Here is a 20689-nt window from a genome sequence, read left to right as displayed (position 1 = left end):
AAATTATTTTTTCTGCCAATAAACTGACTTTCAGCGGGTCTTTGGCTCTCAAAAAAACTAAAGCGTAAAGCGAATAAAGCAGGATTATTTGAATTTTACTATATTAATCTTCCAAGATATTTCCAATGAAGGTAGATTTTGCCAGTAGGCCCAGCAATAGGAAGCTTATTGCCCACTTCAGATAAATATGATAAAAGTCTTTAATATCCTGATAATAAGAAGATTTGATGTCTACTTTTTCTAACTGATTGATCTGTTTAAAAACTTTTCGAAGGGCCTCTGCATCCTCCACCTGAAAAAATTTCCCCTTGCTCTGTGCTGCAATTTCTTTAAGCACCCCAATGTCCAGTGTTTCCATAGACATGCCTGTGGTATCTTGTTCAATGGTAGCATTTTCACGGCCAATGCCAATGGTATAGACCCGAATGCCGTAAGCATTAGCTAATTGAGCTGCCGTAACCGGGTCCAGGTTTCCGGCGGTATTATCTCCATCACTGAGTAAAATAGCGACCTTACTTTTCGACTCAGTATCCCGCATCAGATTTATGCTATTAGCTAAGGCTGAGCCGATGGCCGTTCCTGCGGTGCTAATGATATCGGGTTTTATCGAAGCTATTTGCTGTTTTACTAATTCATAATCGGTCGTGAGTGGGCAAAGAAAGAAGGATTGTCCGGCAAATACTACCACTCCGATTTTATCCCGAAATCGGCCATTAACGAATTCAGTCGCAACTTTTTTAGCCGATTCCATGCGGTTTGGTAATAAATCCTTCATGAGCATGGAATCTGACACATCCAGAGCCAGTACGATTTCAATGCCTTCAGCGAGGCGTTCTTCCGTTTCAGTAATGATCTGTGGTCGGGCCAGCGAGACTAATAGAAAGCTAATACCTAACCCAATGAATAACCCCGGCAGATGCCTTAGGTATTGAACCCAGCTTGTCTTGACTTCTTTGGGTAGAAAAGCAACATTAAGCCGCTGACGGGCTTTTCCATGAAAAATTCTTCTTAAGAAGAAGAGAAGAGGTACGGCAATTATTCCATACAAAAAATAAGGTTCGGCCCAGTGAAAACTGGTTAACGTATTGAATGAAAGCCATTTGAACGAATACCACTTATCCATAAAATCCTTAATCCCGACGCTTCAAAACGGTTAATAACTTATGACTTTTTTTCCAGAATAACCTCACGCTGCTTAATATATGTTCGTACCGCCAGATCCCGCAAGATCCGAAGGGACTCCTGGGTCTGGGGTGAGGTCACTCCCCCATATACGACGGCATCCGTTTCCCTCAGAGCCTGTTCTAACTGCCGGGAGTGTGAAAACTGTTCGACCGTTTCTTTGGTCGTAAACGTAGTATAAGGCTTTCCTTCCAGTCGTTCCAGGTATCTTTTCCAAAGTACCACCGCTCGCTCTACATTGATAACCGCCTGTCGGGAATCGGTAGCACCTCTCAGATGCCTTTGAAAATTTCCGCGAAACTCCAGGTGCCTACGCCATAATTGAAACTGCCGCCAGCGTCGCCGAATTCTGGCTCCGAAAAGCCAATAGATTAATCCGCCAAGAATACCTGCGAAAATGAGAATAATAAAATATAATGGATAGTTAATCTGATCGTCCAGTAAAACCAGAGCGGTATTGGATTGCAAACCCGCCTTTTTTGATTTCAGATTTAATAAAGATCGAAGTGGAATGGATTGCAAGCCCGAGTACAGAGCTGTACAATCTTTTTGATTCATTACATACACCGGCAGCTTCAAATACTGCATGGAATCCACTTCAAACGATACCAGTGTATATACGACACTATCCAAACTACCCGAAGCATTGGTTCTGGTGGAATAGTAGTCTCTTTTTAGAAATTGAAAGGGCGTAAAATCATAGGTAGAATCAGGAAAAAAGACATCCAGTCTAGGATCATGCCGATAACTTAACGCGTACTGCACGGGCTTACCTACCTTAATTTCTTTCGACAGAAATTTTCCCTCTGGTTGAGCAAGCACCGGAGATACTAGAGAGAGAGAGAAAATAATAAGAAGAAACAATCCGTTTCGCACAGTGGTAATAGAGTTACTTGACTCGAAATAGTTTGATTAGTTTAGGAATATAATCTTCCTGCGTATCGACGGATAAATAATTGGCTTTATACTGCTTGCAAAGCTTCTCCAGCCGTTGTTGATTTTCTTCGAAAACGATACGCGTCGTTTTTCGAAACTGGGCAGATGACGTATTTACCCACATCATGCGGCGACTTTCTTTATCATAAACCGGAATAATTCCCAACCTGGGCATGTTTACTTCCCGGTCATCATACAAGTGAATCACCACCAGATCGTGCTTTTTAGCCAGAGCTTTTAAATTCTGTTCGTAATCGGTATCGATAAAGTCAGAAATCAGGATCACTACACTTTTCCGGTGAAGAATATTCAGAGCAAAAAGGATAGCATCTGATACGTTGGTTTTGAGTGATTCGGGTTTGAGTCGAAATAATTCCAGAATCATCTGATACCCATGCTTCATACTATTAGCCGGGCGAATGTATTTTTCCTTCTGATCTGAAAAACAGTATAAGCCTACGTGGCTAGCTTCGTGCATGGCCGAAAGAGCCAGCACACCACAGATTTCTTTGGTCGTATCCAGCTTCGAACGCTCTTCGCGACCGATGTCCTGCGAAGCACTTACGTCCACCATGAAAAAGACCGTCTGTTCTTTTTCTTCCTTAAATATCTTTAAAAACAGACCATGCCCCTTCGATGAAGCGTTCCAGTCTATAAGTCGGATGTCATCGCCGTACTGGTATTGTCGTAAATCCGTAAACTCCAGCCCCGAGCCTTTAAACACCGACTTAAAGTTGCCGTGCATCTGCGAATCGACCGCTTTTCGGATTCGGATTTCATAATTCCGAAGTTTTGAAAGGAGCTCGTTCATTTTGATTTTTTGGTAAATAAACCGGATTGCAAACGCCAAAGCCCTTGCCTTCCGCCAAAACTACCTAACTTTACCCAACTATTAAACATGAAAACGCGTCTACTTCTCCCTTTATTGGCTCTGCTCATGGCCTGTTCGAATGCTCCGTCTCCGCCAGAGAACCTCATTCCGCAGGATAAAATGGTACAAATTCTTAAAGATGTACACCTGGCAGAACAACGAATCATACGGTTACGTCTGGGTTCGCAGGATTCATCTATGGTTGCTTTTCAGGTTTTGGAAAAAGATATTCTGAAAAAATATCAGGCTGATACCGGAACGTACCGGGCCAGTTACCGCTACTACATTGCTCAGCCCGATAAGTTCAAAGATATCTACAAAGCAGTAGTGGATAGTTTAACGGTACTGGAAGAGCGAGAGAAGAAAATGGCCCGTGCCGACTCCAGCAAATCCGCCCAAACCCGCCCCGACAGTACGAAGTTACAGGTTCAATAATCCCTTTTGGTTATGGTTACTGATTTTGGTTCTATTCTTCTGTTCTTTATAACGGGAGTAATTTTTCTGGTCGTTATGCTGGGTATTGCCCGCCTGATTCGCCCAAACCGTCCGAATCCTGAGAAACTCAGTACTTATGAGTCAGGGGAAGAGCCGGAAGGAAACGCTAACGTCCAGTTTAATATCCGTTTTTATATTGTTGCTCTGATCTTTTTACTTTTTGACGTTGAATTAGTCTTTCTATTTCCCTGGGCTACCGTGTTCGGACAAGAATCTCTGATTCAGGAAACGAATGGTCGCTGGGGTGTGTTTGCTTTACTGGAGATGTTTCTCTTCGTAGGGATTCTCGCTTTAGGTCTTGCTTATGCCTGGCGAAAAGAACATCTTGACTGGGTACGTCCACAAGCTAAAGTTTCTGACATTCAGTCTAAAGTACCTATGGATCTTTACGGAAAAGTAAATAAGAAGTATCAATGAAGAGTTTTCTTGATAGCCGATTTAAAACCGGCGAAGGCGGCCTTATTCTAACCACGGCGGAAGATTTGCTCAACTGGGCTCGTCTTAACTCGCTCTGGCCTATGGGTTTTGGTCTAGCCTGTTGTGCTATTGAAATGATGCAAACCTTCGCATCCAGCTACGACCTGGAACGATTCGGAATTTTTCCCCGGCCTTCTCCCCGTCAGTCGGACGTAATGATCGTTTCTGGAACGGTAACCTTTAAAATGGCCGACCGAATTCGCCGCTTATACGAACAAATGGCAGAACCTCGTTATGTCATCTCGATGGGCAGTTGTTCGAACTGCGGCGGCCCTTACTGGGAACACGGCTACCACGTGGTGAAAGGCGTTGATCGCATTATTCCCGTGGATGTGTACGTGCCTGGATGCCCTCCCCGCCCCGAAGCTCTGATTGGTGCCATTATGAAATTACAGGACAAAATCAGAGGTGAAAGTGTGCAGGAACCTACTGCTGCGTTATCCCTCGTTGAAAAATTTGAAAAACCAACATTTGCATGACTTTCTCAGAACTTAAATCCCTGCTCACGCATGAGTTTGGGACGGAAGCTTTGATTGGCGAAGAAGAGTTGGTACTTATGCCTAACTTAACAGTTCGCCCTGAATCACTGGTTCCTATTTGTGAGTTCCTACGGAATGATGAACGAACGTATTTCGACTCGCTATCCTGCCTTACCGCACTGGATAACGGAACGGATACTTTTGAAGTTGCTTATAATTTGTTCTCCATTCCTTACGAACACGCCCTTTGTTTGAAAGTAAAATTGCCTCGTCAGGAAGGCACACAGCCTGCGGTTAATAGCGTCAGTGAAATCTGGCGGACGGCCAACTGGCACGAACGCGAAGCCTACGACCTGATGGGCATTCACTTTGAAGGCCACCCGGATTTACGTCGGATTTTACTTCCCGAAGACTGGGAAGGCCATCCGCTTCGGAAAGATTACACTGAACAGGAACGTTATCACGGCATTACCGTCAAATACGAAGCCTAACCAAAAGAGCACGTTTAGAAGCGTGCTCTTTTTTGTTAGTCTGCAGCTCGGTTTTTCCACCATTGCCGACTCCAGATGCGGCGGTAAGGCCAGCCTTTTCTTTGCAGACTCATCGGGAAATAAGCGTGTGCTTCTTTTGAACTCAAGCTTTGATAATACAGATCATCGTCGGTTAGAATCAATCCTTCATAAACCGTTTTCTCTTTCTTGACTAAATCTGCGAAGGGTAATTCTTTAACCCAGGAAGGATGCATGCGTTCAAGCTGATCTTTCAGCAACTGGCTTGACTTCAGCTCTTGCACCGCTAAAGGTTTGGGAAGGTATTCTCCCGAAGAAACGCTACGGGCAAAGTTTAAATACGCTTTTAGCAAACGGGGCCCTTCGTTCATAGCCTCTTCTACTTTCAACTGCTCGGGCCACAAACTCGTTACCACATAAATCCGTTGACGGGCCCTAGTAATAGCTACATTCAGTCGGTTTTCCCCTCCTATCTGGTTAAGCGACCCAAAGTGGGCTGACACTTTACCCTGTTCATTAGGGGCATAACCAATGGAGAAAATGATTACATCCCGTTCGTCACCCTGTACGTTTTCCAGATTTTTGATAAATAAAGGTTCTGCCTGAGCCGAAGTAATGTCCAGTTTATCTTCCAGTAAACGCTGCTGGGGTGAGTTGAACGTAACCACCCCCACTGATAAATCCGGCTCCTGGCGAGTTAAGGTCTGAAGCAGAGTAACCACAGCCGCCGCTTCGGGTTCATTTTGCTGATCTTTCCACTTGCCTTCTACTTTTATATAGTGAATAGCCCCTGAGTTACGGTTCATTTCCTGGAAATCAGGTAGTAACTTCAATCGATTTTCGTAAAAATGCTGATTCGAAAATTCAATTAAATCCAGCGAACGACTGCGGTAATGGCCTTGTAAAAGTACCTGCGGCAAATAACGAGCCATCAGATCCAGCAGGCTGGTTACTTCTAGTTCAGGAATATCATCGGTGTCCTCGTCTAGTCGAACGCGGTACAAATCAGAAGGTTGCAATTGCTTGCTATCCCCTGCAATTACCACTTGTTTTCCCCGAAACATGGCGGGTAAGCCCTGCTCGGCAAAGCACTGCGAAGCTTCATCAAAAATAACCAGATCGAAAAAAGGCTCTTCCGTTAAGGGAAATATGGCCGAAACCGTTTCGGGCGAAGCTAGCCAACAGGGTACCAGCGTTAATACCTCATCCGTGAAATGACTTAACACCTGCCGAACGGGCCAAATCAGACGTTTTTTAGTAACCTGATGCCGTAAATCCCGGTAAGTTGTCACGTTACCCAGACGGTTCATTTCGAGCGATTGATACGTTTGCTCGCGTAACTGTTTCCGGCCAATTTCTCCGGCCAGCTCCTGTTTTCGCAGCACGGCCTGCTGCAAGTCTTCCTCCATCTGCTGCATTTTCAGGCCGGAAACACTTCGCAAAAGGGGCATTTTCAATTCCAAATGTTCAATCCAGGCGAGTTTGAGGGAGTTCACAAACGTGTCCAGTAACTCATGGCCTGCTCCTCTTTTAATCACTTCGCTCTCCGCCGGACTCAGTTGGTTTTGCAGGGTATCAAATTCCTGCAATAGTTCAAAATCGTTAGTTAATGAGTCCAGTAAAAGGCTGGTTTGCTGAGGCGTCGCCTGAGTAATCCAATCCATTTGAGAAGCCGTCAGGTATCTTTTCCAACTTTCCTGTTTTTGCCCTAGCTGTTGAAGCAATTGAATAATCTGACTGATTTTATCAGCAAAATTGGTCTGATTCGACTCGGAATGGAATCGGTATAACTCTCCAATCAGTGAATGCGATTTTCGGATGTGCTCATACTGAGTCGAAGCCTCCGCTACCTGCGAAGTTACCCGCTCCCAGTTCTGCCGGGTCTGACTCCATTCTTCCTGCTGAACCCGAATGTGTAACGGCTCTGCCCATTGTTGCATTAACCATTCTACCTCCAAACGATTCAGGACTATTTGTCTAAGTTTTTGTAGATCAGTGTGTTCAAGCGTCAATCCATACGAAGAAGCCTGTTTTTGTAAACTTTCTTTTTCCGAGAAAAATAACCATTTCAGTAAAGAAGGACGGGCTTGAATAGCAGTTTCCAGGGTTTCCAGAAAAGGGCGTAACTCTGAACTTCTAAAACTTTCGCTGGCTATTCCCTGGTTAATCAATTGTTCGATCTGCCTACGAATGGGCCATTCTTTCCAGTCAGAAATCTGGCGATAATGCAACCGACGAACCCAAATTTCCCGTTCTGGCGTGAATTCTTTGAGCAACCGTACTAACGCCCTTTCCTCTTTTTGCAGGCTTCGTACTTCTGCCCAACTCACTTTTCTTCCTAAAAAAGCCTGAATCTGTTGCATAATCTGTTCGATTACCGCGGGAATTTCCAGCACGGTGGACTTAATAGCTGGCACGTCCTGAAAGGTAAACACGCTAAAATCCTGACGATCCTGCCAGGGGTGATTCTGACCGATTCGACTTTGATAACTTTCGTATCGTTTTAACTTTTGCGTCGTTTCTTCGAGCGAATGTAAAGGAAAAGACTGGTACAAATCCTGAAGCTCGATTCGGGGTTTGTCTGGATCGGAGGTTAGGTAAAGCTCTTTTGCTGACACGCCACATGCACTGGTATCGAAGAGAGCTTTCTTGAAATCGTCCAGTTCTTCCTGAATGCGATCAATCTGATTGGAATGCTGAGTAAATTCCCGATCCAATAAAATTGCATCCAAACTGGTATTCAATCGTTTATACTCGTCAATGCGATCAATTTGGCCCGTAATTTGGGTATATAAACTTTTTCGATCATGCTGAAAGTCATGCAGGTTTGCAGCAAAATCCTGCCAGTGGGCTCGTGATAGTCGGTCATAGACGGTATCCAGAGCCGCTCGTTTCTGACTCACCACTAGCACTCGCTTTCCCTGGGCCGTAAAATCTGCGATGAGGTTACAAATGAGTTGGGATTTACCCGTACCCGGCGGCCCCTGAACTACCAGCGATTCCCCTTTTTTTACCCGCCGAAAAGCCGCTTCCTGCGAAGCATCCATCGGGAAAGGCGTTAAGATGTCGGCCTCACGTATTTTCTTGGGGATACGGTCCGTGACTTCTGATTGAAAAGGTGAAAAATTATCGGCCTCAACCCGCTGTAATAAGCTCTCATAATCACGAACGAGGTACGAACCTGCCTGCGGGAAAATGCCTATAATGGCATGCGGTACTAACCGCAACTCGCCAGATCGTTCCGTTCTTTCGAGATCACTTTTCAATAGCTTTGGAAAAAATTGCAGTTGATCTTCAAATAAATCGGAGTTGTAATTAAGCTTAAGCGGTGTTGTTTTTAGCCATTCGTACAATTCCGTACGGAAATGCAGTGAATCCTTGGGAAAGTCTTCAAAGTCTTTTTCAAAAACTTCTTCCAGTACTTTCAGCCCATTGAAATGAGCGTAAGCCATTGCTAGGGAGCGATTCAGCACCAGCGGCTCATCCCGACGATCCATCACCCACTGGTTTTGAGGATTTACTCGCAGGCCCACTGGCCAGAAAAGCAGAGGAGCCCGAACGACGGTTCCGTCAGCGAACTTCCCCTGAACCAGGGGCCAGCCCAGGTATAAATCTTCGGTTCCTCGCTCAGCTTCAATGAAACTGGCTGTGCGAGCAATGAGTCGCAGGCGGCGGGAGATGTCGTTGACTTTCTGGTCACGCGGGTCAAGCACTTCGCACAGCGGCAGATTGCTCTTTCCGGCAATGCACCCTTTGATAAGATGAAACGAAGAAGACCCAGAAAGGAAATCCAGTTCATGAATATCCAGAAATTGTTCTTTAGGCATGGATAAAAGCACTAAAGAACGGTTTCTTGGGCTCAAGTTTACCAGCCGTCGCTGAAAAATTCGTAAGCTATTTTTCGACCAGAACGAATTCATGAAAGAGTAATTCAGGAGTAAAATATACAATTGATGGGCTGGCTGTAAATGAACCATCCTCCCTTAATAAAACCAAATCCTGGTTCGTTTATCTGCTTTTTCATTAGTTGGTAACAAAATACAGAAACCAAGAATAATTATCTATTAATCAGATATTTATATTCTTATCTAAAACCCTAATGCCCTTTTTCGGTTTTCATAAAATAATGCAAACTTAGGCTCTTCCGAAATTGGTATGTAATTTCAAGGTTTGAAACCATCTTTGCGACCCACTGTTTGCCAAATTCAGCCTTGATTTGAGACCTGTCGTTAGTGTCTTTTTCACCTTATGTACAACAATAAAAAAGTAATCGTTGTCATGCCCGCCTACCGGGCCGCTCTTACCGTAGAACGTACGTATCGGGAAATTCCCTTTGATTTAGTGGATGAAGTGGTTCTGGTTGATGACCATAGCCCTGATAATACCGTTGAAGTGGCACGTGCACTGGGTATTAAGCATGTCATTCGGCATGATATCAACAAAGGCTACGGCGGTAACCAGAAAACCTGTTACAAAAAAGCCCTGGAATTAGGTGGTGACATTGTCATCATGCTACACCCCGATTACCAATATACGCCGCTCCTATTGACGGCCATGATTTCCATCATTGGTAACGATTTATATCCGGTAGTGTTTGGCTCAAGGATTTTAGGAAAAGGAGCGTTGAAAGGTGGTATGCCGATGTACAAATACATTGCCAACCGTTTCCTGACCTTTACGCAGAATGTGCTGTTGAATCAGAAATTATCTGAATATCATACAGGTTACCGAGCTTTCTCACGCGAGGTACTGGAAAAAGTGCCCTTTGAAAAATGCGACGACGATTTCGTTTTCGATAATGAAATGATCGCTCAGATTTTCTGGAAAGGATTCGAAATTGCAGAAGTAACCTGTCCAACAAAATACTTTGACGAAGCTTCTTCCATTAACTTCATGCGGAGTTCCAAATACGGTTTAGGCGTATTGAGAACGTCATTACTGTACCGCTTCTCGAAATGGGGCTTAGGTAAATGGAAAATTCTGGATTAATCGATATAGAGTAACAAAAACGGCGAGCTACTTCAGAAATAGCTCGCCGTTTTTGTTACTCTATATCTTTATTTCACGTACACCGTTTCTCGGTTATAACGCTTGAAGAAACTATCTATCTTTAACTGAACAACCCCAAGAAAAGCTTCCTTGAAAATTTTGGGAGACATTTTGGAAACGCCCTGCGTCCGATCCGTAAATATAATGGGGACTTCTTTGAGCTTGAACCCAAATTTCCAGGAAGTGAACTTCATTTCAATTTGAAAGGCATAGCCCACAAACTTGATTTTATTGAGGTTAATGGTTTCCAGCACAATCCGACGGTAACACTTAAAACCAGCGGTAGCATCCATAATCGGCATTCCGGTAATAAAGCGAACGTAAACGCCTGCGAAGTATGACATTAACACGCGTCCCATGGGCCAGTTCACCACGTTTACCCCCTGAATGTAACGCGAACCGATGGCTACATCATTACCATCCATGGCACAGGCTTTCCATAAACGCACAAGATCGTCTGGGTTATGAGACAAGTCCGCATCCATTTCAAAAATATACTCGTATCCACTGGAAATAGCATATTTAAAACCTGCGATGTAGGCAGTACCTAAACCTAGTTTTCCTTTCCGCTCCAGCAAATGAATTCGGTTGTCTCCAAATTCATCCTGCATCTGACGAACTTTCAGAGCAGTGCCGTCCGGCGAACCGTCGTCTACAATGAGCAAATCAAACGAAGGTTCGAGGCTCATTACGCGACGAACGACCGTTTCAATATTCTCAATTTCGTTATAGGTTGGAATGATAACCATCCGATCTTTCGAATGATTCATGGTCAAACATGCAGAAGTATCTGTAAATACAGAGACTGTTTCCATGTATTACTTGGTTAGGAAATGAATAAATTTTTCAGCAATGCTGAATCTATACTACTAACGAATCTTTGAATCAAAATCATTCATTAAGACGTCTTAAAATCCTTTCTGTCAAAAGGATAATGGTGCAATTTCGGCTATTTTTTTTAATAAAACTAACTCATTTCCAAGACCCTGACTTACATTTCTTTCTTTACCTTCTTAAAATAAGAAATAGTAACAAAGAAAATATTTTGAGGCATTCTCGAAGAACTTTAAGAAATTAGCTTTTGATTTTGGCTTGTGCCTGGACAATAAAGTACTGATTAAAAGGAGTTTATTGGTTTAGGTAAAGAAAAAGAGCTTCGGCGGCACTGGGAATTATCTAAGCGGCTGGGCTTATTTTGCCAACTTACCACCTCTTTTTAAAGTTATATCCAGATGACAGACCGCTCTGACTTTTTCAACCTGAGTTATGAATTCAGTCTGCTTCAAATCATTCGTTCGAAATGTCAACAACGCCCATACACTTGCAGGAAGTAGCTAAGAAGCAGGAGACCTATTTTAATCAGTTAGATGGAATCCGTTTCTTCGCTGTTTTTCTGGTTCTATATGATCACTTGCTGGCGGGATTTAATACGCTTCCCATTGGGCCTATCGGGGTTACCATTTTTTTCGTGCTAAGTGGGTTTCTCATTACCCGCATTCTCATTGAAAGTAAAAATCAGTATAAGCCCCGTGAAGATGGCTTTAAGACTTATCTGAAAAAGTTTTACATCCGCCGGACCATTCGGATTTTCCCGATTTATTACCTGACAATCTTCCTGCTCGTGGTATTCAATGTGCCGCCCGCCCGTGAAAAATTCTGGTGGCTGGTAACTTATACTTCTAATATTTACATCGCCCATCACGAACACTGGCTGGGCGTGGTGGATCATTTCTGGTCATTGGCCGTTGAAGAGCAGTTCTATATCTTTTTCCCTTTCATTGTATTCTTTATTCCAAACCGGCATTTGCCTAAATTACTCGTCGGTTTTATTATCGGTAGCGTATTATTGCGTCTGTATTACTTCCTGATGGGAGCTCCCTGGTTTATAGCCTATGTATTAATGCCGACCAGTCTGGATGCCTTCGGCCTGGGCGGACTCATGGCGTATATGTACATCTACCAGCGAAATCTGTTTGACTCTACCTTTAAACGGGGAAGTCTGGTTTGGCTGGGTCTGTCCATTCTCGCGGGAAGTTTGTTATGGTATCATCTTTCGCCCGATCCTCATTTGTCCCTTAACTCGGTTTTTGAACGATTAGCGGGTTCTATTTTTGCCTTCTTCCTGATCGGTAAAGCCATTACGGGTTACAGTGGCGTAATGAAATGGCTGCTCGAAAACCCGGTCAGTGTCTATCTGGGGCGAATCAGCTATGGGCTATACCTGTATCATAATTTTGTTTTCAATCATTATCACATTACGCCTACGCATCCCGTATATCGCTTTATGCACCGGATTTACCGCTCATTTCCCTCGCTCGAAGAAAATCTGGTTTTCAATTTCGCTACCTACATCGTATTAACCATTTTCGTTGCCACGCTTTCCTGGTATATTATTGAGAAACCGATCAATAACCTAAAAAGTCGATTTAAGTATTAATCCTCCCCTATTGCTTAATCATTTTACAACCTTTATGTCTGGTTTTTTACAGCAACGATATTGGACGAACCTCGGCTGGGCGTTTCTGGTAGCCATTACCATCGCCCCTATGATGGTGCTTAGTTTCTTTAATCATCCCTCTGCCGCCGACGATTTTTGCTTTGCCTACATGGCTCGGGATTATGGTATTCTGTGGTCCACCAAATTCTATTACGACCAGTGGACAGGGCGTTATTTTGCCTGCCTGCTCTTCCATTCCACGCCCCTATTCAAGGGTTGGTTCTGGTATTACCAGGCCCTTCCCATCGTTTATATGCTCGCAACGGTCGGCAGCGTATACCTGTTACTGGGTGAGTTAATTCACACCTCTCGTGCACAGAAATGGTTAATCAGCACTGCTTTTTTAGTCTTATACATTCTTCAGTTAGACAGTATTGTAGAGAGCTTTTTCTGGATAACGGGTTCGTATACCTATGCTTTGCCCCAAATCCTGACCTTACTATTTTGGGTCGCTTTAATCCGTTCCTACAAACCTGAAAATAAACGTATTAAATACGGACTTATCGTTTGGGCAGCGTTTTTGGTTTTTGCCATGATTGGCCTTTGCGAGATGTTTCTCTTACTCACGACGGGCCTGCTACTTTGTTTTATGGGGTATCGGCTTCTGTTTCAGCGAAAACTAGACTGGCTATTGCTCATCCTTTTCCTCGAAGCTGTGATTTGCTGCTATCTAGTACTCGAATCCCCCGGTTCAAAAATTCGTCAGGGGAGTAATCCCCTAGGCGGTAATCTTTCTTTTTCCATCCTTACTTCCTTCAAAACAGCGGTAATGGTTGGCATTAAATGGTTACCCTTAACGCTCGTATTTCTGGTTTTCTGGATTAACTGGCTGAGTAATAAAATCAGTCATTCGTCTCTTTTCAGTGCGTACGTTCGCATCCCGGTTTGGGTAGGTTGGCTGGTATGGGCCGTGGTGGTTCCGGTTCTTTACTTCCCGATTTTTTACGGCGTAGGTATTGAAAGCGTTTCACCACGTATTCATAACTCCGTCTATTTCTTCTATTTAATCGGGTTCTTTTATAACGTACTGGTAACCATGCTCTGGATTCAGGAAAAGTGGAATCTTGGTTTTCTGAGTCCCGGTATTGTGCGAGTGCTAACGCTGCTGTCCATTCTTGTTTTGCCTTTACTTATCTGGAAAAATACGAACGTTCGGATGATGGCGAGTGATCTAAAAAATGGAACTGCGGCGGCTTACAGCCGCGAACTCTACGATCGTTACGAGAAAATCCGGCAGGCTCCCGCTCATGCAATGGTTACCATTCAGCCCCTGAAGCACGTTCCTCGATCGCTTTTCCTGGAAGACATTAAAGACAATCCAAAGCACCCCTGGAATGATTGCGAGACTAAGTTTTTCCAGAAAAAAGCTCTCGTCATTACTCCTTAACCTTTGCCTTATTGATTGAATTTATATGAAAACCAGCCGTTTGTTCCCACTTCTGGTCAATACGATTCCCATTATTGGTTTCGTTATTTTCTTTCTACTATACGTTGTCAATGTTCCCTGGTTCGATGATTTCGAAGCTTTGTCAGGATTTTTTCTGGAATTCCTGAAATCCAAAACCTGGGCTGAAAAATGGCACTGGCTGATTGTTCCTAATAATGAACACCGGATGGCGACGGGTAAGCTTATTACTGTGCTCGTGTATTACTGTTCGGGTTTTCTCGATTTCCGCTGGATTCAGGGGCTAGCAAATTTCTCGGTGATCGTTATCTGGGGATTATTACTGCTTACCTTCCGCCGATTTAAATTATCGTACTGGTATTTTCTGCCATTAACGCTCATTCTGTTTCAGCCTCAGTATTACCTGCTTACGTTTTGGTCTATTACAGGCTTACAACACGAACCTTTACTAGCTCTGGTTTTACTGACTTTATATGTTCTAGCTTTACGCACCCGGCTTTCCTTCCCCCTAGCTTTAGTTTTAGGCCTAATCACGACCTTCACGATGAGTAATGGCATGTTTGTCTGGCTAGCGGGGTTAGGTGTACTTTTGCTTCGCAGACGCTTCCGTGAAGTCTTCATCTGGGCTTTTGGAATGGCCGTTGGAATAACTGGCTATTACTACAACTTCCCCTATTCGGGTAATGAACGCAGCTTTGGTAAATTTCTGCAAATGCCGCACTTATCCGTCAGTGGCTTTTTTACCTACATGGGGGGGCCATTTGACTTTTTCCCCTCTATGCCTGAACCCTGGCGATTTGTGTTACCCACGCTGGCGGGTTTGGTCATCATGTGGATCGCCGTTCACTGGTTTATTCAGCAGTTCTGGCCTTTGATTCGTTATTATTTCCAACCTTCCATTGACCCACAGGAATCTACCTTCGTTCAGGACTTTCTCCTCGGCGGCATGCTTTTCCTCTTGATCAACGCAGGTGTAATCGCCATTCTACGTCCACACTTCGGGTATTTCGTGATGTTGATTAGTAACTACCGGCTATACCCTTTGCTGTTTTTATGTTTATTATATCTGGCCTGGCTAAAAGGTCAAAAGCGGGTGTCCTTCAGTCCGGCACCGCTAATCGCTTTTGGGGTTTTATTTAGTTTTCTATCCTATTTCAATTATTACCCATTAGTAGTCGAACGCCGCAAGTTGTTATTAACGAACGCCTTCAATCAATACCATAGTAACATCGGGCTTGCCGCCACTCGCGGCACCATTCTGGAGCCTTACATCATCTGGGCTTTCAAAGAGCCCATAAAAATGGGAGTATTTCAACCACCCGTTCATTTTTTTGATGAAGCTTTGAAAAAAAATAAGGAGGCTCAAAACATTTCTCTGATTCCAACTATTACCACTAAGGAAATTAGTGTCGTACAGTCGAACTTCCCTGTCCCCAGGAGTCGAAACGGCATGGTGTTACTTCACCTGAAATCGACCTTTAATACGGATGAATACCTCGTGCCATTTGGTGGCGTGCCTAATACGGGTAAAAACCCGTTTTTACCGGGGATTGGTGGCAGAGCGAGCTTCCCACACGATCTGCTGAAGCCGGGTTCTTACGAGATGGAGCTCATTCAAATGGAGGGTCAGGAAGCCAAACGCTATGCTTCTGAGACGAAATTGACCATTTGACATTACTTTTGCATCTTAATTCTGTTTCAACAACCTTCTTATTAATTTCCCATTGGATAGTCCACAAATATCAATCGTTGCTCCGCTGTATAATGAAAGTGAAACCTTTCCTCACCTCATTGAACGGCTAAATGCACTCATGGATAAGTTACCTCAAAGCATTGAGGTTGTTCTGATTGATGATGGCAGCAGGGATAATACCGCAACGCTAATGCAGGCTCTGGCTTTATCGGACTCCCGGTACCACTGCGTTTTTTTGGCTCGAAATCACGGCCACCAGTTAGCTCTAACGGCAGGGATGAGTGAAGCTCGTGGGACAGAAGCCATTATGGTTATTGACGGGGATTTACAAGATCCGCCAGAATTACTCGAAAGTTTTTACTCCAAATACAAAGAAGGCTATGATGTAGTATATGCCGTTCGCCGCAAGCGGAAAGAAGGATTCATCAAAAAAATGGCCTATCACAGTTTTTACCGCATTTTACGCTCTATTTCTTACATTGATATTCCTCTGGACAGTGGTGATTTTGCTCTGGTTTCGCGTCGGGTAGTGGATGTCATGAATAACATGCCCGAGGAAAGCCGATACCTGCGGGGCATGCGTACCTGGGTGGGCTTCAAGCAAATTGGAGTAGAATACGAACGGGATGAACGCATTGCCGGGGAGTCGAAGTATTCATTTGCTTTGCTCTTCAAACTGGCGTATAATGGTATTTTCAATTTCAGCGAATTTCCCATTAAGCTCTTAACCCGGCTCGGTTCTACAGCGATTGTTTTTGCAATGCTGTATTTTATCTATAACCTGATCAAGAAATTTGTATTAGGTATGGACGTTCCCGCGGGTTTCCCGGCCACGCTTTTCACCATTATTTTCTTCGGAGGTTTGAATCTGTTCGGACTGGGTATCATTGGCGAGTACGTGCTTCGAATTTTCTTCCAGTCCAAAGGCCGACCTTTATTTATCATTCGTTCGAAGATTCGCAATAAACAGTGGGAAAACTAAGTCAGATTCTTGGAGCTTTTTCCACTCATCAGGCAATAGCCGGACTCTTGATCCGGCTATTGCCATTTCATCCCAAAAATGTTGTTATTGACTCCCGGAAAATTTTAGCTTTGGCCCATAATTTTATACGAACGTTCTCACACAGATTTAAACTTCAACAAATATGTCACGCGGAATTATTGCTACGATTGCCATCATAGTTTTGATTGTCATTATGGGCGGCTGTTCCTACAACGGTCTGGTTCAACAGGATGAAAGTGTTAATACGGCCTGGAGTAAAGTTCAGTCTGATTACCAACGTCGGGCTGACCTGATTCCGAACCTGGTTAATACCGTTAAAGGTGCGGCTGAATTTGAGAAATCGACGCTTACCGATGTAGTGAATGCCCGGGCCAATGCCACTTCTGTCAAATTTACAGCAGATCAGTTAACGCCCGAAAACATTCAACGTTTCCAGCAAGCCCAATCTCAGTTAAATGGCTCTTTATCCCGATTGTTAGCCGTTGCTGAAAACTATCCTCAACTGAAAGCAAACGAGAATTTCCGGGATTTACAGGCTCAACTGGAGGGCACTGAAAACCGGATTAAGGTTTCTCGCAACGACTTTAACGACGCCGTTCAGAGCTACAACCGTAAGGTTCGTTCCTTCCCGACCAATGTCCTGGCCGGTATGTTCGGCTTCTCGGCCAAAGCGTATTTTGAAGCCGATGCCGGAGCAGAAAAAGCCCCAACGGTTAAATTTTAAGTCGGTCGCTGGTCTTTACCTCTCGGGTAAAGACCAGCTTTTTCTCCAGAATGGCTATGCTTACGGAAGATCAGACGCAGGAAATTATTCAGCATATTAAAGAGGCAGAGAAGCAAACCTCGGGTGAAATTCGGGTTCATATCGAAGAGAAAACGCAAGCCGATCTAGATCCGCTCGAACGGGCTCAGCAAATTTTCATGAAGCTCAACATGCACCAGACCGCCCAGCGTAATGGTGTATTGTTTTACGTGGCTATAGAAGCCCGAAAATTTGCTATCTGCGGCGATAAAGGAATCAATGAGGTCGTTCCAGCGGAATTCTGGAATAGTACCCGTGATGCCATGCGGGAGCATTTCCGGCAGAATGATCTGGTACAAGGCTTATGCACAGGTATTGAAATGGCCGGAGTGCAGCTCAAGACCTACTTTCCCCGCCAGTCTGACGACCAGAACGAATTACCCGACGAAATTTCCTTCAGTTAACGTACGAATTGCCTTCGGCAGATTGCAGTTTTGAGCCAGATCCACTCAAAACACCAAACTCAAAACTCCTAACAGTAATGGTCACAATTCCCGCTCCATTTTTCAAGTACCTACGGAAGGGACTCTGGCTGTTCTTCTCCCTACTCAGTTTCATTTTTACCTACGCTCAGGACATCCCTGAACGTCCCGTACCCGCCCGGTTGGTGAATGATTATGTAGGAATGCTCTCCGGTAACGAAAAAGCCCAACTTGAACGTAAGCTGAAAAGTTACATGGATTCTACCTCTACCCAGATTGTCATTCTCGTTGTTAAAACCACGGGTGATTATCCGCCCGGCGATTATGCCTTCGAAGTGGGCAGACGCTGGGGCATTGGTCAGAAAGGAAAAAATAACGGTTTAATTATCCTCTGGGCCACCCAAACCCGGAAGTTATACATTGCCACGGGATACGGCATGGAAGGCTCTATTCCAGATGCGGTAGCCAAGCAAATTGTTTCGAATACACTCACACCCGCCTTCCGGGAACAGCAGTATTACCAGGGATTAGACCAGGCTACTACCGAGATTATTCAAAGAGCCAGCGGTGAATACAAAAGCGAGGGTAATGCCGAAGGTGATCTTCCCATTGGTACGGTACTTATTTTCCTAGGCATATCCGTTGTAGTCTTTATTTTCATTGCCCGATCCATGGGTAACAGCTGTCGAAATTCCGGTGGTCCGGGTGCTGGAATGCCCTGGTTTGGTCCTTATACTACCATGGGCGGCTGGGGCAGTTCTTCGGGTAGTTGGGGCGGTGGAAGTAGCGGCGGTGGCGGCTTTGACTTTGGCGGAGGGAGCTTCGGCGGTGGTGGTGCTGGTGGTGATTATTAAAACCCATAAGGCCTTGAGTAAAGGCCTTATGGATTAGTTTTTATTTTTGGTAAAGATTAAGATCACTCCGTCTTTCGCTTTACTCCCGTACTTTTCCATAGCCGATGCGTCTTTCAGCACGTGAACTTCTTTAATCGTATTCGGCTCAATGTTACTTACATCGGTTGCTTCTTTTCCATCCACGATATACATCGGGGTTTTGACCTGAGTATCTGTCTTTAGTAGAGAGATTTTTACTTGACTGGTCGCGTTTTCATCGCCTGAATTGGCTTTTACCACTTCTACCGACTTTATCTGATCTGCGTTTACTTTCTCAACTTCTTTTTGGGTTACTTTTTCATCGTCCAGGTAATATTCCGTTGTCTTACTTTTTTCAGGATGCACTCTTACCTGCCGTTTTGGGTTAGATTTAGCTTCAACAACTGTTTTTTTCTGAAGCAGAATTGGCTCATCCTGAGTGGGTTTTTCAGCTAACTTTAAGGATTTAGCGACGCTGGTATGAATCGTGATTTTTTCTAATACCCGACGCGGGGTAAAGGCCATACCCCAGAAGGCTAGTAAAGGAAAGATCAATAAAAACTTGATACTTTTCCAGGGAGCCGAGGAGGGCGTATTAATCTGACGGATTCGATTTTTAAGTTCTGAAACGTTGAAATGCGTTCGAACGGGGACGGCCAGTCCACTTTGGCGGAGTAAATGATATTGATAATGGCGAGCATTTAGTCCGCTCGTTAATACGCCATTATCCGCCAGATATTCCAGATTCTGACGAATGATTTTCACCCACCAATTGATCAGCGGATTAAACCAGAAGATGATTCGAAGGAATTCTCCCATAATCACGTCCCAAGAATGTCCCTGTTGGGCGTGAACCTGTTCGTGCAACAACACTTCTTTTAACTCATGGGAATTGAACTGAGCAGGATTCATGAAAATCCAGCGGAAAAAGGAAAAGGGAGCGGTCTCTTGTAAGGGCACCCAGATCACCTGCTTTTCAACGACTGAGCGTTGAGAAGATTGATACAAGTGATAAACGCTGACAAGTTGCCGGATGAATCGAATCATCATTATTACTACTCCCACTCCCCAAATACTCAGAATCAGCCCTTCAAGGGAGGGATACTGAGACTGCGTTTGCTGAAGAGCTTTGTACTGGAAACTCAGATCAGGTACATACGTCGTTACCTGCTGGATCGTGTTCCTTTGCGATAACCACTCGTTCCAGGCCGGAATAATCAGCGAGGCTAATCCGGCAAGCCAGAAAAAACAGCGATTCCAGCGGTAATAGGTTTCCTTTTGCAGAAGTAAAGCGTACAAGCCCGCAAAACCCGCCAGACTCAAACTCGCCTGTATCAGATAAATCAGGATTTCCATCTTATTGGCCTTTTTCAATCATGGATAAAATCTCCCGCAGCTCGTCTGCCGAGATTTTCTGTTCTTTGGCAAAGTGGGTTACCAGATTCTTGTACGAATCATCAAAGTAATCTTTTACTACCTGCCCCGCCATAGCTTCCCGTTCCACAGCAGGATAATATTCATACACATTGCCATACCGACGAAACTTCACATACCCTTTCTTTTCCAGGTTTTTAAAAGTCGAAGCCAATGTATTATAATGCGGTTTAGGCTCTGGCATGGCTTCCAAGATTACTCCTAAGGTACCTCGCTCTAATCGCCAGAGCGTTAGCATAGCGGCATCTTCTGCCGGAGTTAATTTTTCCATCATCAGTTGCATCCGAATTTTTCGGAAATCTACGTAATAAATAATAAACTAAAGACTTTTAGGGAACGGATTATCAAACTTAGGAGGCATTCATACCTTATTGATAGCACAGCCAACGGCAGCATTTAATTCAAATACGTGCAGCTGTTCACTTCCCAACGTTTTGCTATTAGCTTTTGAGCGAATGGATTATTAATCCAAAGAAGTGTTTCTAGCCTATTACTAGAATAGTCGCTGCCAGCGTGGCCCGGCCAGCTTTTTCGCTGGCAGTATTCGATAATATATGGATTTT

At 44.3% G+C, this 20689-nt stretch carries 19 protein-coding genes; 12 read left to right on the top strand and 7 right to left on the bottom strand.

The genetic code is table 11. The features are described from left to right. Positions 1–103: 103 nt before the first annotated feature. The 3 genes from QE390_RS11560 to QE390_RS11550 are packed head-to-tail and all read right to left on the bottom strand — an operon-like array spanning position 104 to position 2929. Positions 104–1123 (bottom strand): VWA domain-containing protein, encoded by a 1020-nt coding sequence (locus tag QE390_RS11560; RefSeq protein ID WP_106638512.1) that lies wholly within the window; start codon positions 1121–1123, stop codon positions 104–106. 38 nt (positions 1124–1161) lie between these two features. Continuing rightward, on the bottom strand, positions 1162–2058 hold the full coding sequence (locus QE390_RS11555; RefSeq protein ID WP_307142251.1) for a LapA family protein: 897 nt from the start codon (positions 2056–2058) through the stop codon (positions 1162–1164). A 13-nt stretch (positions 2059–2071) separates the two neighbouring features. Then, entirely contained in the window at positions 2072–2929 is an 858-nt protein-coding gene (locus tag QE390_RS11550) for a DUF58 domain-containing protein (protein WP_307142250.1), read from the bottom strand. Between the two features lie 87 nt (positions 2930–3016). Between QE390_RS11550 and QE390_RS11545 the strand changes: the two genes are divergently transcribed. Genes QE390_RS11545 through QE390_RS11530 form a run of 4 tightly spaced genes read left to right on the top strand, consistent with a single transcriptional unit; the run spans position 3017 to position 4931 of the window. Then, positions 3017–3424 (top strand): DUF4296 domain-containing protein, encoded by a 408-nt coding sequence (locus QE390_RS11545; RefSeq protein ID WP_307142249.1) that lies wholly within the window; start codon positions 3017–3019, stop codon positions 3422–3424. Positions 3425–3436: 12 nt separating this feature from the next. Then, the gene (locus tag QE390_RS11540; RefSeq protein ID WP_307142248.1) at positions 3437–3901 is read left to right on the top strand and encodes an NADH-quinone oxidoreductase subunit A; all 465 of its coding nucleotides are present in this window, start codon (positions 3437–3439) and stop codon (positions 3899–3901) included. Then, the gene (locus tag QE390_RS11535) at positions 3898–4440 is read left to right on the top strand and encodes an NADH-quinone oxidoreductase subunit B (protein ID WP_106638517.1); all 543 of its coding nucleotides are present in this window, start codon (positions 3898–3900) and stop codon (positions 4438–4440) included. Before QE390_RS11540 ends, QE390_RS11535 begins: the two co-directional genes overlap by 4 nt. Beyond that, a complete protein-coding gene (locus QE390_RS11530; RefSeq protein ID WP_307142247.1) occupies positions 4437–4931 on the top strand; it encodes an NADH-quinone oxidoreductase subunit C in 495 nt (164 codons plus the stop codon). Before QE390_RS11535 ends, QE390_RS11530 begins: the two co-directional genes overlap by 4 nt. Positions 4932–4966: 35 nt before the next feature. Here QE390_RS11530 and QE390_RS11525 read toward each other — a convergent pair whose 3' ends face one another. Further along, the gene (locus tag QE390_RS11525) at positions 4967–8776 is read right to left on the bottom strand and encodes an AAA domain-containing protein (protein WP_307142246.1); all 3810 of its coding nucleotides are present in this window, start codon (positions 8774–8776) and stop codon (positions 4967–4969) included. Positions 8777–9197: 421 nt separating this feature from the next. Here QE390_RS11525 and QE390_RS11520 point away from each other — a divergent pair, with 421 nt between their 5' ends. Continuing rightward, on the top strand, positions 9198–9938 hold the full coding sequence (locus QE390_RS11520) for a glycosyltransferase family 2 protein (protein ID WP_106638519.1): 741 nt from the start codon (positions 9198–9200) through the stop codon (positions 9936–9938). A gap of 68 nt (positions 9939–10006) precedes the next feature. Here QE390_RS11520 and QE390_RS11515 read toward each other — a convergent pair whose 3' ends face one another. Beyond that, positions 10007–10768, bottom strand: a complete 762-nt coding sequence (locus QE390_RS11515; protein WP_106638025.1) for a polyprenol monophosphomannose synthase — start codon at positions 10766–10768, stop codon at positions 10007–10009. Between the two features lie 530 nt (positions 10769–11298). Here QE390_RS11515 and QE390_RS11510 point away from each other — a divergent pair. From QE390_RS11510 to QE390_RS11480, 7 genes are all read left to right on the top strand, one after another. Next, entirely contained in the window at positions 11299–12435 is a 1137-nt protein-coding gene (locus QE390_RS11510) for an acyltransferase (protein WP_307142245.1), read from the top strand. Positions 12436–12469: 34 nt separating this feature from the next. After that, the gene (locus tag QE390_RS11505; protein ID WP_307142244.1) at positions 12470–13882 is read left to right on the top strand and encodes a DUF6056 family protein; all 1413 of its coding nucleotides are present in this window, start codon (positions 12470–12472) and stop codon (positions 13880–13882) included. 25 nt (positions 13883–13907) lie between these two features. Further along, on the top strand, positions 13908–15572 hold the full coding sequence (locus QE390_RS11500; RefSeq protein ID WP_307142243.1) for a hypothetical protein: 1665 nt from the start codon (positions 13908–13910) through the stop codon (positions 15570–15572). Positions 15573–15624: 52 nt separating this feature from the next. Further along, on the top strand, positions 15625–16575 hold the full coding sequence (locus QE390_RS11495; protein WP_106638013.1) for a glycosyltransferase family 2 protein: 951 nt from the start codon (positions 15625–15627) through the stop codon (positions 16573–16575). 163 nt (positions 16576–16738) lie between these two features. Further along, positions 16739–17320, top strand: a complete 582-nt coding sequence (locus tag QE390_RS11490; RefSeq protein ID WP_106638012.1) for a LemA family protein — start codon at positions 16739–16741, stop codon at positions 17318–17320. A 56-nt stretch (positions 17321–17376) separates the two neighbouring features. Further along, the gene (locus QE390_RS11485) at positions 17377–17802 is read left to right on the top strand and encodes a TPM domain-containing protein (RefSeq protein ID WP_307142242.1); all 426 of its coding nucleotides are present in this window, start codon (positions 17377–17379) and stop codon (positions 17800–17802) included. A gap of 77 nt (positions 17803–17879) precedes the next feature. Further along, positions 17880–18674: a YgcG family protein gene (locus tag QE390_RS11480; RefSeq protein WP_307142241.1), complete on the top strand. Its 795-nt coding sequence runs from the start codon at positions 17880–17882 to the stop codon at positions 18672–18674. A 33-nt stretch (positions 18675–18707) separates the two neighbouring features. Here the strand turns inward: QE390_RS11480 and QE390_RS11475 are convergent, their stop codons facing one another. Both QE390_RS11475 and QE390_RS11470 read right to left on the bottom strand, forming a co-directional pair. Continuing rightward, positions 18708–20048 carry a M56 family metallopeptidase gene (locus QE390_RS11475; RefSeq protein WP_307142240.1) on the bottom strand — a complete coding sequence of 447 codons (1341 nt, stop codon included), beginning with the start codon at positions 20046–20048 and terminating at the stop codon, positions 18708–18710. A gap of 1 nt (position 20049) precedes the next feature. Next, the gene (locus QE390_RS11470) at positions 20050–20400 is read right to left on the bottom strand and encodes a BlaI/MecI/CopY family transcriptional regulator (protein ID WP_307142239.1); all 351 of its coding nucleotides are present in this window, start codon (positions 20398–20400) and stop codon (positions 20050–20052) included. Between the last annotated feature and the right edge of the window lie 289 nt (positions 20401–20689).

It is taken from the genome of Siphonobacter sp. SORGH_AS_1065 (assembly GCF_030818595.1).
In the GTDB taxonomy this organism is placed as follows: domain Bacteria; phylum Bacteroidota; class Bacteroidia; order Cytophagales; family Spirosomataceae; genus Siphonobacter.
The sequence above is the reverse complement of the archived record's forward strand: the minus strand, read 5'-3'. Positions and strand labels throughout refer to the sequence as shown.

Bases quoted from the DNA above. Each gene is read 5' to 3' on its own strand.
- QE390_RS11470 (WP_307142239.1), bottom strand. From the start codon at position 20,400: ATGATGGAAAAATTAACTCCGGCAGAAGATGCCGCTATGCTAACGCTC.
- QE390_RS11525 (WP_307142246.1), bottom strand. From the start codon at position 8,776: ATGCCTAAAGAACAATTTCTGGATATTCATGAACTGGATTTCCTTTCT.
- QE390_RS11560 (WP_106638512.1), bottom strand. From the start codon at position 1,123: ATGGATAAGTGGTATTCGTTCAAATGGCTTTCATTCAATACGTTAACC.
- QE390_RS11475 (WP_307142240.1), bottom strand. From the start codon at position 20,048: ATGGAAATCCTGATTTATCTGATACAGGCGAGTTTGAGTCTGGCGGGT.
- QE390_RS11510 (WP_307142245.1), top strand. From the start codon at position 11,299: ATGTCAACAACGCCCATACACTTGCAGGAAGTAGCTAAGAAGCAGGAG.
- QE390_RS11490 (WP_106638012.1), top strand. From the start codon at position 16,739: ATGTCACGCGGAATTATTGCTACGATTGCCATCATAGTTTTGATTGTC.
- QE390_RS11515 (WP_106638025.1), bottom strand. From the start codon at position 10,768: ATGAATCATTCGAAAGATCGGATGGTTATCATTCCAACCTATAACGAA.
- QE390_RS11550 (WP_307142250.1), bottom strand. From the start codon at position 2,929: ATGAACGAGCTCCTTTCAAAACTTCGGAATTATGAAATCCGAATCCGA.
- QE390_RS11520 (WP_106638519.1), top strand. From the start codon at position 9,198: ATGTACAACAATAAAAAAGTAATCGTTGTCATGCCCGCCTACCGGGCC.
- QE390_RS11505 (WP_307142244.1), top strand. From the start codon at position 12,470: ATGTCTGGTTTTTTACAGCAACGATATTGGACGAACCTCGGCTGGGCG.
- QE390_RS11480 (WP_307142241.1), top strand. From the start codon at position 17,880: ATGGTCACAATTCCCGCTCCATTTTTCAAGTACCTACGGAAGGGACTC.
- QE390_RS11545 (WP_307142249.1), top strand. From the start codon at position 3,017: ATGAAAACGCGTCTACTTCTCCCTTTATTGGCTCTGCTCATGGCCTGT.
- QE390_RS11485 (WP_307142242.1), top strand. From the start codon at position 17,377: ATGCTTACGGAAGATCAGACGCAGGAAATTATTCAGCATATTAAAGAG.
- QE390_RS11540 (WP_307142248.1), top strand. From the start codon at position 3,437: ATGGTTACTGATTTTGGTTCTATTCTTCTGTTCTTTATAACGGGAGTA.
- QE390_RS11530 (WP_307142247.1), top strand. From the start codon at position 4,437: ATGACTTTCTCAGAACTTAAATCCCTGCTCACGCATGAGTTTGGGACG.
- QE390_RS11500 (WP_307142243.1), top strand. From the start codon at position 13,908: ATGAAAACCAGCCGTTTGTTCCCACTTCTGGTCAATACGATTCCCATT.
- QE390_RS11535 (WP_106638517.1), top strand. From the start codon at position 3,898: ATGAAGAGTTTTCTTGATAGCCGATTTAAAACCGGCGAAGGCGGCCTT.